The 12,736-nt window shown below is 72.6% G+C and carries 11 protein-coding genes, 1 pseudogene and 1 riboswitch; of the genes and pseudogenes, 3 read left to right on the top strand and 9 right to left on the bottom strand.

Features of this window, described 5'->3' with window-relative positions; all coding sequences use genetic code 11:
* Positions 1-23: 23 nt before the first annotated feature.
* From QK440_RS19850 to QK440_RS19810, 9 genes and pseudogenes are all read right to left on the bottom strand, one after another.
* Positions 24-1,628 (bottom strand): alpha/beta hydrolase, encoded by a 1,605-nt coding sequence (locus tag QK440_RS19850; protein WP_282794544.1) that lies wholly within the window; start codon positions 1,626-1,628, stop codon positions 24-26.
* Between the two features lie 494 nt (positions 1,629-2,122).
* A complete protein-coding gene (locus QK440_RS19845) occupies positions 2,123-4,258 on the bottom strand; it encodes a TerD family protein (RefSeq protein WP_282794487.1) in 2,136 nt (711 codons plus the stop codon).
* Positions 4,259-4,466: 208 nt separating this feature from the next.
* A complete protein-coding gene (locus QK440_RS19840; RefSeq protein ID WP_282794486.1) occupies positions 4,467-5,261 on the bottom strand; it encodes an urease accessory protein UreD in 795 nt (264 codons plus the stop codon).
* On the bottom strand, positions 5,258-5,950 hold the full coding sequence (gene ureG, locus QK440_RS19835; RefSeq protein WP_282794485.1) for an urease accessory protein UreG: 693 nt from the start codon (positions 5,948-5,950) through the stop codon (positions 5,258-5,260). The genes QK440_RS19840 and ureG overlap by 4 nt, the downstream gene beginning before the upstream one ends.
* A gap of 139 nt (positions 5,951-6,089) precedes the next feature.
* Positions 6,090-6,767: an urease accessory UreF family protein gene (locus tag QK440_RS19830; protein WP_282794484.1), complete on the bottom strand. Its 678-nt coding sequence runs from the start codon at positions 6,765-6,767 to the stop codon at positions 6,090-6,092.
* Between the two features lie 127 nt (positions 6,768-6,894).
* On the bottom strand, positions 6,895-8,616 hold the full coding sequence (locus tag QK440_RS19825; protein ID WP_282794483.1) for an urease subunit alpha: 1,722 nt from the start codon (positions 8,614-8,616) through the stop codon (positions 6,895-6,897).
* A 112-nt stretch (positions 8,617-8,728) separates the two neighbouring features.
* Positions 8,729-9,037 (bottom strand): annotated as a pseudogene (locus QK440_RS19820) (urease subunit beta); the annotation flags it as partial.
* A 46-nt stretch (positions 9,038-9,083) separates the two neighbouring features.
* A complete protein-coding gene (locus QK440_RS19815; protein ID WP_282794482.1) occupies positions 9,084-9,386 on the bottom strand; it encodes an urease subunit gamma in 303 nt (100 codons plus the stop codon).
* A gap of 569 nt (positions 9,387-9,955) precedes the next feature.
* Positions 9,956-10,234, bottom strand: a complete 279-nt coding sequence (locus tag QK440_RS19810) for a type II toxin-antitoxin system Phd/YefM family antitoxin (RefSeq protein ID WP_282794481.1) — start codon at positions 10,232-10,234, stop codon at positions 9,956-9,958.
* 87 nt (positions 10,235-10,321) lie between these two features.
* On the opposite strand from QK440_RS19810, the gene QK440_RS19805 reads away from it, so the two are divergent.
* From QK440_RS19805 to QK440_RS19795, 3 genes are all read left to right on the top strand, one after another.
* Positions 10,322-10,951, top strand: a complete 630-nt coding sequence (locus QK440_RS19805) for an ATP-dependent Clp protease proteolytic subunit (RefSeq protein WP_282794480.1) — start codon at positions 10,322-10,324, stop codon at positions 10,949-10,951.
* A gap of 7 nt (positions 10,952-10,958) precedes the next feature.
* A complete protein-coding gene (locus tag QK440_RS19800) occupies positions 10,959-11,267 on the top strand; it encodes a hypothetical protein (protein ID WP_282794479.1) in 309 nt (102 codons plus the stop codon).
* 589 nt (positions 11,268-11,856) lie between these two features.
* Positions 11,857-12,023, top strand: a riboswitch (cyclic di-AMP (ydaO/yuaA leader).
* A gap of 3 nt (positions 12,024-12,026) precedes the next feature.
* Positions 12,027-12,503, top strand: a complete 477-nt coding sequence (locus QK440_RS19795; protein ID WP_190134647.1) for a C40 family peptidase — start codon at positions 12,027-12,029, stop codon at positions 12,501-12,503.
* Positions 12,504-12,736 lie beyond the last annotated feature (233 nt).

The raw sequence follows: 12,736 nt of genomic DNA, 5'->3' as shown, positions 1-12,736 counted from the left end.
GGCCGCGCGTGGGAACTACTCGGTCACGGCGTGGGCGTGGCGTGCGGGGCGCAGGTCACGTCGCGGCTGTCGACCTTGCCGGTGAGCAGGTACGTGTCGACCCGCTCGTTGAGGCACGGGTTGACGAGGTTGGTGATGCCGTGCGAACCGGCGTCCTTCTCCGTGATCAGACGCGAGCCCTTGAGGCGCTTGTGCAGCTCGACGGCGCCCGGGTACGGCGTTGCGGCGTCACGGGTGGCCTGTGCGATCAGGGTCTTCGGCAGGCCCTTGCCCGTCTTGACCTCGACCGGCTGGTGCTGCTTGCTGGGCCACGTGGCGCACGGCAGGTTCATCCAGGCGTTCGCCCAGGTCATGAACGGGTGGTCCTTGTGGAGGCGGGAGTTGTCGCGGTCCCACTTCTTCCAGCTCGTGGGCCACTTGGCGTCGGAGCACTCCACGGCCGTGTAGACGGCGTTGCTGTTCTCGGAGGCCTTGTTGCCCGCGATGTCGGACAGGTCGGGGCTGGCGGCCTCGATCAGCGGCTTGCGGTCACCGGCGACGAACTTGCTCCAGTTCGTGGCGATCGCGACCCAGGTGGAGTCGTAGTACGGCGCGCTCTGGAAGTACGAGACGAGCTCGGCCGGACCGACGACGCCGCCGAGCGGCGCCCTCTTCGCCTCGGCCCGCAGCTTGACCCACTGCGCGTACACCGTCTTCTGCGTGTCGCCGAGGTGGAAGGTGGCGTCGTGCTTGGCGACCCAGGTCATCCAGTCCTTCAGGCGGACCTCGAAGGCGACGTCCTGGTCGAGGTTGGCCTCGTACCAGATCTTCTCCGTGGAGGGGTTGACGACCGAGTCGAAGACCATGCGGCGCACGTGCGAGGGGAAGAGCGTGGCGTACACGGCGCCGAGGTAGGTGCCGTAGGAGACGCCCAGGTAGTTGAGCTTCTTCTCGCCGAGAGCGGCGCGGATGACGTCGAGGTCGCGGGCGGTGTTCGGCGTCGTCATGTGCGGCAGCATCCAGCCGCTGCGCTCCTTGCAGCCCTGCGCGTACTCGGCGGCGAGCTTGCGCTGGGCGCGCTTGTCGGCCTCGGAGTCGGGCACCGGGTCGAGCTTGGGCGCCTTCACGAACTCCTGCGGGTCGACGCAGGAGATGGGCGTGGAGTGCCCGACGCCGCGGGGCTCGAAGCCGACGAAGTCGTACGCCTTCGCGGTCTTCTCCCACAGCTTGTTCTTGTTCACGACGCGGGTGGGGAAGCGCAGGCCGGAGGCGCCGGGGCCGCCGGGGTTGTACAGCAGGGCGCCCTGGCGCTCCTTCTTGGAGCCGGTGTTGCCGATGCGGTCGACGGCCAGCTTGATCTGCTTGCCGTAGGGCTTGGCGTAGTCGAGCGGAACGGTGACCCAGCCGCACTGGATGGGCTTCGGCAGCCCCCAGTCCTCGGGACAGTCCTTCCAGTCGATGCCCTTCTTCGCGGCCCGGGCCGCGGCGACGGCGGCACCGCGGGCCTCGCGGTCCTTGGCGTAGGCGGCCTTGCCGCCGGCGGTGTCGGCACTCGCCGCGGGGGCGCCGAGTGCCCCGGCTATCAGCGTCGCGGCAACGAGAGCACCCGCGGACCCGAGCGTCACCGCTCGTCTGCTCCGCGCGGTCATCCGGGTACGTGTCAAGTGAAGCCTCCCGCACATCGATTCGGTCGTTCGCTCAGTACGGGGATACTTCCGCCTGGACGGCGCACCAGGACAGGTGTGGCTGGGGTTCTTTACCAATCCGATAAACGGTGTGAGGCATACCGGTTAGCGACCGCAGCAGGTCAGGGGCCCGATCCGGGTAGGACCGGGCCCCTGGAGGTGGGTGCGTGGCTGTTTGAGTGGCTACGGCTCCGGCGGTGCCCCGAAGATGTCGTCCATGGCCTCGGAGCGGAACGACGAGCCCCCGAGCAGGTCAGGCATCGCTACACCCCGCGCGTGCGGGGGCTACATCGACCCCACCCGCGACCGCGACGCGGACGTGGGACCACCCCCCGCGTGCGGGGACCACGAGAAGCGCGTCCTGTTCAAGACGGTCGCCGTGGGACCACCCCCGCGTGTGCGGGGACCGGAGGAACTGACCCGGCGCGTTGGTCGGGCGGCTCAGTGGCTGTGGCGCCTCACCCGGTGGTGACGCGCTCCGCGGACGGGGTGCGGCGTGGTGTCGGGTGGTCCAGGTGGGCCACCACCGTGGCGTAGAAGCGGTGCACGGCGTCGTCCACGCTGCGGATGAAGCCGGACTCGGCGCTGCCACGGCCGCTGCCCATGCTCTTGAACAGCGACAGCCGGAAACCGGTGATCCGTGTGTCGCCCTTCGGCAGCATGTCGCCGGGCTCCCGGCGCAGCCGCTCCAACGTGCCGCGCGGGCCTCCCTCCGCGCCGTCGACAAGGGTTTCCACGTGGAGGTCGGCCGGGGCCTCGGCGAGGCGTCGGACAAGCCGTTTCGCCCAGGTCAGGGGGTACCCCTGGGTGGGGGCCGGGATCTCCGTGCAGGTGCGCAGCCTGCCGGTCCGCAGGTCGGCGACGACCGCGAGGAGGCCGGGGGTCCCCTCGATGCGCACCTCGGCGTGCAGCTTCCCTTCGCGGCAGAGCTGATCGGCGAGGTCCACCCGGCGCGCCCCGGGGTCGGTTCCGCGCTGGGAACGCTGCGCGGGCAGCACCTTCTGGCCGAGTTCGCCGCCCAGCCGGAGACAGACCTGGCGGATGAGGCGCTCCCAGCTCTCCACCACCTCGAGGGCGCGCGGGTCCCCGTGGCACAGGGTCTCGTCGTCGATGCCGTTGCGTACCGGGACCCAGGCCGCGCCCATGTTCTGGAATCCGTGGCAGCCGGAGCTCTCGTGCTGGAGGTAGTGGAGCAGTTCCTGGAGCAGCCAGGCGTGCGCCATGTTGCTCACGCCCTCGTGCCGGAGCAACATCTGCGCCTGGTGTGCCACTTCGGCCCAGGACAGGTGCCGGAGAGCCACCTTGTGCTTGCGCCGGCCGTCGGTCTTGACGTCGACCAGCGGACTGCCTTCCAGGGCGACGTCGTTCGACAGCGTGATGACGGCCTCGTAGCCACGGCGTGCGGCGATGTCCATGTAGGCCTGCACCTGGTCGGCCTTGAGCGCGTTCCCGTTGGTCTTCGTCTCCAGCAGCGCGGTCCACAGCTTGCCCGCCCGTTCGACGCGGATGACACCGTCCGGGCGCCTCGGGGTGTCGCCGTGCGGCAGGGACACCTCGGCGAACGTCTCCATGCGGCCCGCCGGTGCCCCGAAGGGGGCGGTGAGCCTCCTGCCGAACTCCGGCACCTGTGCCATCACCGAAAGCAGCACGGACGTGGCGCGCGTCTCACGGTCGCGGTCGCTCTTCAGCGCGGTGACGGGGAAGAGCCGTGCCCCCTTCCACGACTCGTTCTCCGCCAGGGTCTTCTTGGCCGCCTTCGGCAGGGTGACCTTCTTCTTGGCGGTACGAGGGCGCGGCGCGGGCTTCTTCGGCTCCGTCCCGTCGGCGGACTGCCGGGGCGGCGGGACCGCCGCCAGGACCGGCTGCGAGACGCTGCCGACAACCGCCGCCGCGGTCAGGGCGTCGGCTTCGGCGTCACTGGCCGCGATGTCCCGCGCGTCCTCGGCGGCCGTGTTCTCCGCAGCCGTGTTCTCGGCGGCCGCGTCCTCGGCGGTCGCGTTCTCGGCGGCCATATCCTCGGCCGCTACGCCCTCCTCCTCCGCCGCCGCGTCGTCGTCGATGTCGACTCCGAAGTCCGTCGCCAGGCCCGCCAGTCCGGCGTCGTAGCCCTGCCCGACGGCCCGTAGCTTCCACTCGCCGCCGCGTCGGTAGAACTCGCCGAAGATGAACGCGCTCACCTCGCCCGCGTCGCCGATCACGAACCGGAGCACATCGTCCCCGGAACCGTCCGACAGCGTCAGTTGCAGGTCGTCCAGCTCCCCGAAGTGGGCTCCGTCGTACCGGCTCGCGGCCACCACGATCCGGTCGACGTCACCGGAGATCGCGGTGAGATCGAAGCTGATCCGGTCCCGGTTGCCGTTCCCGCTGGGGGCCTTGCCCAGGAGCTGAACGCTTCCGTCGGCGGCCACCGGGTTGTTGTAGAAGTAGAAGTCACCGTCGCTGCGCACCTTGCCGTTGAGGTCCAGCAGCAGGACGGAGACATCCGCGTCGCCCTCCCCCGTCGAACTGGCCCAGTCCAGGCTCACGATGACGGAACCGACGTTCTCGCTCAGGGATGCCAGCCTGACATTGGCACCCTTGGTCAACTCGTACATGCCCCACCCCTCTTGCGTACACCGGGCACCGGACGCGTGGTGCCCGCCCCTCGCCGATCGCGGCCGCCCCTCGGGGTACGTACCGCCACATGCGGCGCACGGCAGGACTCTAGTCCGCGACGGGCGACCGCCGCGGTGCTCCGCCGAAAACCGCGAGGGTGCGGGGCGGGGCCGGACAGGGATCCGCGTCCGCCGGTGCGTCAGCGGTTCACGTCCACCGCTCCTGCGCCTCGTCGAGGATGCGGCGCAGGCGCAAGCCGTCCGGGGCCACCGCGGTGACGAGGATGCCGGGACCGGCGAGCGGGGTGAGGGTGGCGTGTTCCGCCAGGACGGCCGCGGCAGGCGGGTTCGTGCGGAACTCCGGTCGTACGACGACGAGTTGGCCCACGGCCCGGTGACCTGCCAGGACCGCGGGGCCGTCCCAGCCTCCGGGAGCCCCTGGGCCGCAGCACAGTTCCTGGTCGAGCAGCAGGCGGCCGGCGTGGCGTACCGTGAGGCGGCTGCGGAGGAGGCCCGGTGGTTCCGCGGTCCGGCCCAAGGTCTGTTCCTCGCGGAGGGTCAGGTGGCCGCCCTCGGCGACGTCCGCGCGGGTGGTGACGTGCAGGGCGCTGCCCCGGACCGAGATCAGTTGCTCGGGCAGCCAGTGGAGCGCGGAGTCGGCGGCGACGGTGAGGCGGACGTCGTAACGGGCCTCAGGGGCGGTGTCGCCCTGGCCCGGCAGGGCCATCGTCGCCGCCGCCGAGCCGACGCGCAGGCGCGCGCCCGGTTCCGTGGTCGCCTCGACGGTGAGGTGGTCACCGCCCAGAGGGCCGCTCATCGCGCCGACCAGCAGGACGTGCGCCGCCGGGCCCGTGGCCCGGGTGCGGCGCAGGGCCAGCGGGCCCTCGCCCTGGAGGACGGGCAGGGCGGTGCCGCCGCGGCCGTCGGGCCGGGCGGTGACCCGGGCGGTGGCTCGGACGCCCGCGGGCGCGAGGGCCCGAGCCGCCGGTGCGCTGCTCGTCATGCCGCGGCTGCCGCCCAGGCCGCGTACCGCGCGCGGACCCAGTCCGCCACCGGCGCCACGTGCTCCTCCGACCGCAGCGACTGGAACACCACCGGCAGCTCGCCCCGCTGCGCCTTCGCGTCGGCCGCCATGCGGGCCAGGTCCGAGCCGACGTACGGCGCCAGGTCCGTCTTGTTCACGATCAGCAGGTCGGCCGTCGCCACGCCGGGGCCGCCCTTGCGGGGGATGTCGTCTCCCCCGGCCACGTCGATCACGAAGACCTGGGCGTCCACCAGGCCGCGCGAGAACGTCGCGGTCAGGTTGTCGCCGCCCGACTCGACGAGGACCAGGTCCAGCGGGCCGACCTCGTCCTCCAGGTCCTCCACGGCCTCCAGGTTCGCCGAGATGTCGTCCCTGATGGCGGTGTGCGGACAGGCGCCCGTCTCCACGGCGGTGATCCGCTCGGGCGGCAGGACCGCCTCACGGAGCAGGAACTCGGCGTCCTCACGGGTGTAGATGTCGTTCGTGACGACCGCGAGGGACATCTCGTCCCGCAGGGCCCGGCACAGGGCGGCCACGGTCGCCGTCTTGCCGGAGCCGACCGGGCCCCCGAGGCCGATGCGCAGGGCCCGGCGGCGGCCGTCCGGACGGTGCGCGTCGGCACTGACCGCCGCCGCGTCGGAGTGCGTGTGGTCGTGGTCCAGGTGCATGGTGGTGCCTTTCGTCGGTGTCGGTGAGTTGGAGTCCGGCGTGGTGCCTGGGGTGTGCGTGGCACCTGTGGTGTCTGTAGTGTGCGTGGTGTTTGTGGTGCGTGCAGTGCCCGTCGTGCGTGTGCCGCTGCCGCCGCCCCTACGACGCGAACAGCCGTACCGGCCACGCCGCATGCGCCTCGCCCCCGATCTCCAGCAGCGGTGCCGACGCCGCCGGCAGGGCGTGGAGGCCCTCGTCGGGGACGCGGTGCGCGGCCCGTACCGCCGCCGCGGCCACCTGGTCCATGTCGTCCCCGAGCCGGGCCAGTACGGCTGTCGCCTCGAAGGGGTCCAGACTCAGCAGGCGCACCACGGCGGTGGCGGGGCCGCTGACGGTCTCGTAGGCGGCGCAGTACGCCGCGTCGGCGGGTCCGAGGCCGGCCGCTCTCGCGGTCGCGCCGAGGACGACCGGCTGGTGGGCGCCCTTGGGGAACGCGCGGGCCAGGGCGTCCAGTTCGGGCGACGGCCAGGTGGCGCGGGCCGCCCGCATCAGTTGGCGCCCCAGCTTGCGGGCGGCCGTGCGCAGGGCGAGCGACGGGGTGCGGGCATCGGCGGCCTCGTCGAGGGCGGCGGGGTCGGCGGCGCCCAGCGCGGCGGCCGCGGCAAGCCCCGCGGACACCAGGCCGGTGGTGTGCAGCCGGCCCCGGCAGAAGTCCTCCAGGCTCGGCGCGCCCGTGACGCGCCCGGCCTTGACGGCCGCCTCGGCACCGCCGGAGTGCGCGTGCCCTCCGGCGGGGAAGCGGCCGTCGGCCAGGATGAGGAGTGCGGCTCGTGACATGTCGTACGGCGACCAGGTGCGGGAGAGGGGGACGGGGGCAGGTGTGCGGGCACGGGGCCGGGATCAGGGGGTCAGGAGTCAGGAGTCAGGAGTCAGGAGTCAGGAGTCAGGACTTAGGGGTCAGGGGTCAGAAGAGGAAATCGCGTTGGGCCAGGGGGAGTTCGGACGCCGGGGACGGTTCCACGAGTTCGCCGTCGATGGTGACGGCGAAGCTGTCGGGCGCCACCTCCACCCGGGGCAGGGCGTCGTTCTCCCGCATGTCGGCCTTCGTACGGCCGCGGGTGGAGCGGATGGCCACGAACGGGCGGTCCAGGGCGAGGCGTTCGGGCAGGTCGTCGTCCAGGGCCGACTGGGTGACGAAGTTCAGGGAGTTGCGCGCGGGGGCCTTGCCGAGGGCGCCGTACATCGGCCGCGGCAGCACCGGCTGCGGGGTGGGGATGGAGGCGTTGGCGTCACCCATCTGCGCGTACGCGATCTGCCCGCCCTTGAGGACCACCTCCGGCTTGACGCCGAAGAACGCCGGGTCCCAGAGGACCAGGTCCGCGAGTTTGCCGCTCTCGACCGAGCCGACCTCGTGCTCGACGCCCTGGGCGATGGCCGCGTTGATCGTGTACTTGGCGACGTAGCGGCGGGCCCGGTGGTTGTCGGCGCGGGTGTCGCCGGGCAGCGCGCCCCGGCGCCGCTTCATCACGTGCGCCGTCTGCCAGGTCCGCAGGATCACCTCGCCGACGCGGCCCATCGCCTGGGAGTCCGAGGACATGATGGAGATGGCGCCCAGGTCGTGGAGGATGTCCTCGGCTGCGATGGTGGTCGGCCGGATGCGGGACTCGGCGAAGGCCAGGTCCTCCGGGACCGCCGGGTTGAGGTGGTGGCAGACCATCAGCATGTCGAGGTGTTCCTCGACGGTGTTGACGGTGTGCGGCCGGGTGGGGTTGGTCGAGCTGGGGAGCATGTTCGGCAGCGAGACCGCCGTGATCATGTCGGGCGCGTGGCCGCCGCCCGCGCCCTCCACGTGGAAGGCGTGCATGGTCCGGCCGCCGACCGCGGCGAACGTGGCGTCGACGAAGCCGGCCTCGTTCAGCGTGTCGGTGTGGACGGCCAGTTGGGCGCCGGTCTCCTCGCAGACGTTCAGGCAGGCGTCGATCACCGCGGGGGTCGCGCCCCAGTCCTCGTGGATCTTGAAGCTGACGGCGCCGGCCCGCAGTTGGGCGTGCATCGAGGCGGCGTTGGTGGTGTTGCCCTTGCCGAGGAAACCGATGTTGACGGGGCTGTGCTCCATCGCCGCGAACATCCGCGCCAGGTGCCAGGCTCCCGGCGTGATGGTGGTCGCCTTGGAGCCCTCGGCGGGGCCCGTGCCGCCGCCGATGAGCGTGGTGACCCCGGAGGCCAGGGCCTCGTCGACGATGCCGGGCGAGATGAAGTGGATGTGCGTGTCGATGCCGCCCGCGGTGAGGATCTTGCCGTTGCCGGCGAGGACCTCCGTCTCGGGCCCGATGACGAGGTCGGGGTGCACGCCGTCCATCGTGTCGGGGTTGCCCGCCTTGCCGATGCCGGTGATCCGGCCGTCGCGGATGCCGACGTCGGCCTTGACGACGCCCCAGTGGTCGAGGACGACGGCGCCGGTGACCACGGTGTCGGGCGCGCCCTCGGCGCGGGTGGCGCGGGACTGGCCCATCGACTCGCGGATGACCTTGCCGCCGCCGAACACGGCCTCGTCGCCGGAGCGGCCGGGGCCGCCCGAGCGGTCCTCCTCGATCTCCACGAGCAGGTCGGTGTCGGCGAGCCGGATGCGGTCCCCGGTGGTGGGGCCGAACAGGTCGGCGTACGCCGCGCGGGACAGTTCAGGCACCGGGTGCTCCGTTCGCTTCCGTGCCGGCGCAGTGCCCTCGCGGGTCCGTGCCCGTGAGGTGCCCGCGCGGGCCGTGGGTCGTACGCGGTTCCGCTGCCGGGCGGGCGTCGTCCGCGTCGAGGGGTCCCTGGGTCAGGCCGCGCAGTCCGGGTACGACGCGGGCGCCCGCGAGGGGGACGAGCTCGACGTCGACGGGGATGCCCGGCTCGAAGCGCACGGCGGTGCCCGCGGCGATGTTGAGCCGCTTGCCGTGCGCGGCGGCGCGGTCGAAGTCGAGGCCCGGGTTGGCCTCGGCGAAGTGGTAGTGGGAGCCGACCTGGACGGGCCGGTCGGCGGCGTTCAGGACGGTGAGACGGGTGGTGTCGCGGCCCTCGTTGAAGGGGACGGGCGTCTCGGCGAACAGGATCTCCCCCGGTATCAGCGGGCCGGAGGGGGCGGCGGGGCGGGTCATGCGGCGCGTACTCCCGTCACACGATGGGGTCGTGGACGGTGACGAGCTTGGTGCCGTCCGGGAAGGTCGCCTCGACCTGGACGTCGTGGATCATCTCGGGGATACCCTCCATGACGTCGTCCCGGGTGAGCACCGCGCGGCCGGACGACATCAGGTCGGCGACGCTGCGGCCGTCCCGGGCGCCCTCCAGGATGTGGGCGGTGATGAGGGCGACGGCCTCGGGGTGGTTGAGCCGGAGGCCGCGCGCCCTGCGCTTCTCGGCCACGTCCGCGGCCACATGGATGAGCAGTCTCTCCTGCTCGTGCGGGGTCAGTCGCACGTCCCACCTCACAGTCCTCGCCCCGGACCGTGCGGGGTCCGGCTGCCGCGGCCACCGCGACGGGTTTAGATGTAACACGCAGCGATGCGCGTGCCGGTGTCCACTTTCGCTTACGAAAACCCCAGGTGGCGTGGGAGAGCAGGCTAGTTGGGCGGAGTTTCAGCGAGGTTAACCAGTCTTTGACCCGGTGATGACCTTCAGCGGGGCTGCGCCATACCTGGCGGGACTCCGCGCGCCCGCCCGGCGGGTGGTCTCCGCAGCGCTCGGTGGGTGACTTCCGCAGCGCCCGGCGGGTGGTCTTCCCAACGCTCGGCGGGTGGTCTCCCCAGCGCTCGGTGGGTGGCCTCCGCAGCGCCCGGCGGGCGGTCCGCTGCCTCCGACCGGGCTCCACCGCATCCGGCGCGGCTCCGCATACCCGCAGGGCGCGCGCCGGGCCGCACCGCGCCGGGCCAAGACCTGCCGCGACAGGCCCGAGCCGCGGCGGGCAGCGGCGGCACGCCCCAGCCACGCCGGACCGCGGCAGGCCGACCCGCGCCACCCCACCGCAGGTCGGGCCAGGTCGGCTCAGGTCAGCTCATGCGCGGGCCGTGGTGCTCCGCGGCGATGCCGAAGCGCTGCCGGTCGCCGCCGGCGGGCGACGTGGAGCCGATCGACGACACCGAGCTGATCACCTGCTCCTGCGCGGCCTCCTCCGCCTCGTCCAGGCGCCGCAGATCCTCGGCGGACACCAGGGCCACGAGCGGCTTGCCGTGCCGCGTGACGACCACGCGCTCGCCGCCGTACACCACGCGGTTGATCAAGTCGGCGAGCTCCGCCCGGGCTTGCGTCACCGGAATCTCGTAGGCCATGCCCCCATCATAACGTCACGTACGTCCTGTACATTTTTTACAGAGGTCGCGGCGGAGGGCCGCGGCCCCGCTGACAGGAGGCGTGCCATGCGCGGACCGTCCGCCCGTTCCGTCCTGCCGGAGTTCACCGAGCGCACCAGTACGGGGGTGCGGACCTGGGATCCGTACTCCAAGCTCCTGGACGAACGGATCGTCTTCCTCGGCACACCGATCGACGAGGTCTCGGCGAACGACGTCATGGCGCAGGTGCTGTATCTGGAGTACGCGGCTCCGGACCGGGACATATCGCTGTACATCAACTCCCCCGGCGGCGACTTCAGCGCGACGACGGCCATCTACGACACGCTGGTGTACGCGGCGTGCGAGGTGGAGACGGTCTGCCTGGGCCAGGCCGCGTCCGCCGCCGCGGTGCTGCTCGCCGCGGGCACGCCGGGCAAGCGGTCGATCCTGCCCGGCGCCCGGGTGCTGCTGCGGCAGCCCGCGCTGCCCGAGCCGGTGCGCGGCCAGCCCACCGACCTGGAGATCCAGGCGGAGGAGCTGCGGCGCACCCGCGCCCTCCTGGAGGAGATGCTCGTGCGGCACACGGGGCGCACCCCCGAGCAGGTCTCTGCGGACATCGAGCGGGACACGGTGCTCGACGCCGCGGGCGCGGTCGACTACGGCCTGGCGGACCGGGTCGTGCCGAGCCGCAAGGCGTCGCGGCCGAGCGCGGGGTGAGCCGCCGGTGCTGCCTCCCGAACCGCCGCCGCTGCCCGCGCTGACCCGGGCCGAGGGTGACGTGGTCGACGCGTACCTGGCGGTCGTCGACCTCCTCGGGCGCATCAACCCCGCCCGCGCCGAACACACGTACGGCGGGCTGCGGGCCGCGCAGGCGCTCGTCGCCCGTGCGGCCGAGCTCCGCGACGCGCTGGCGCTCATGCATCAGCGCGGTGAGAGCGAGGTGCACGCGCCGACGCTCGCGCGAGCCCTGCGCGTCCTGGACGGCGAGCGGCGCGCGGCGCGTGTGACGCTCCCGCCGCCGACGGGGGCGTGAAGCGCCGGGGCTCCACCGCAAGGCCGCGGCCCGGCAGGCGGAGCCGGGCCGCGGCCCTGCCGGGGCGCCCGGGTGAAAGAGCGTCATGATTCCGTCCGGTTCACCCCCCATGTCCGGCCCGCACATGCCAGACTTCCGGTCTGACTTCCCTCTTTTTCGGCCGGGCCGCGACGCGCGCCGGTCGCACCGGCCTTCCGTGGGCGCGCCCCGGACCCAGCGCGCCCGCGCCGTCCGCTCGTTGAGGGTGGGCACCGATGTCGCGCCATGGCCGGTGCTGCCCGGGAAATGACCAGAGATGATCGCGCTTTCGCCGTAGTGGACCGTCGTCCCGGTGGACACCCGAAGGTGCGCAACTCCCTTACGCAGCAGCCGGAATCGGACCTTCCGCCGCTGATGGGGCAATCATCGCCGACTGTGATCTGAATCGCATTCGGGCGCTGTCCACCGGAACAGGTCAGCCGTGAGGAGCCTCACATACTGCCGATTCGGCTCGGCTTTTTCGCCACTCTCGGGTGAAGATCCCTTCCGACGACAAGCCCCCGCCACAGGCGGCGGGGCGATCCGGGCGGACGCCGAGTCCTGCCGCCGCCCGGATGCCCGGTCGACATCTGTGCACCGGCAGGAGTGGAGGACCCAGCAAGGCGGGCCGTCCGGCTAGTCCGGTCGGTCCTTGGGGTGAAGTCGCATGCGCGGCCGGGCATCTTCGCCTGCCCGAACCCGACAGGTCATCCTTCACAGGCGGCTGACGAAGGGTTGCGCATGACCGCGCTGCAACGTGTTCCGTCGCTGCTGACGAGGGCCGGTACGGCTTCGGCTCTCACGCTCGCCGCCGTGGGCGGCACCATCGTGGCCCCCGGGCTCACCGGGGAAGCGGAAGCGGCCACCTCGCACGGAACGAAGGCGCTCAAGATCGCGGCGTCCAAGAAGGGCTCCCCGTACCGCTACGGCGCCGCCGGACCGAACCGGTTCGACTGCTCGGGCCTGACGCTCTACTCGTTCAAGCGCGTCGGCAAGAAGCTGCCGCGCACCGCCCAGCAGCAGTACAACAAGACCCGCCATGTGTCCGCCGCCAACCGCACCCGCGGCGACCTGGTCTTCTTCCACTCCGGCCGGAGCGTCTACCACGTCGGCATATACGCCGGCAAGGGCAAGATCTGGCACGCACCGAAGCGGAACACCGTGGTGCGGCTGGAAAGGATCTGGACCAACAAGGTCTGGTACGGCCGGGTCCGCTGACCCGGTGAGCGGGCGGCGGCCGCCCCGCGGGTCCCGTGCCGCCGCCCGCTCCGGGCGCCCCCGAGCGCCTCGGCCGCCGTCCGTCCGGCACACGGACGGCGGCCCCCCCCCCCCCCCGTTCCCCAACGGTGGGCGGCGCATTATGCCACCGGCCCCCCCCACCCCCCCCCCCCCCCGCCCCCCCGACGCCCCGGTACCCCCCCCCCGCCCCCCCCCGGCCGCCCCCCCCCGCC

The sequence above is a fragment of the Streptomyces sp. CC224B genome, assembly GCF_030010595.1.
GTDB lineage: Bacteria > Actinomycetota > Actinomycetes > Streptomycetales > Streptomycetaceae > Streptomyces > Streptomyces longispororuber.
The sequence above is the reverse complement of the archived record's forward strand: the minus strand, read 5'-3'. Positions and strand labels throughout refer to the sequence as shown.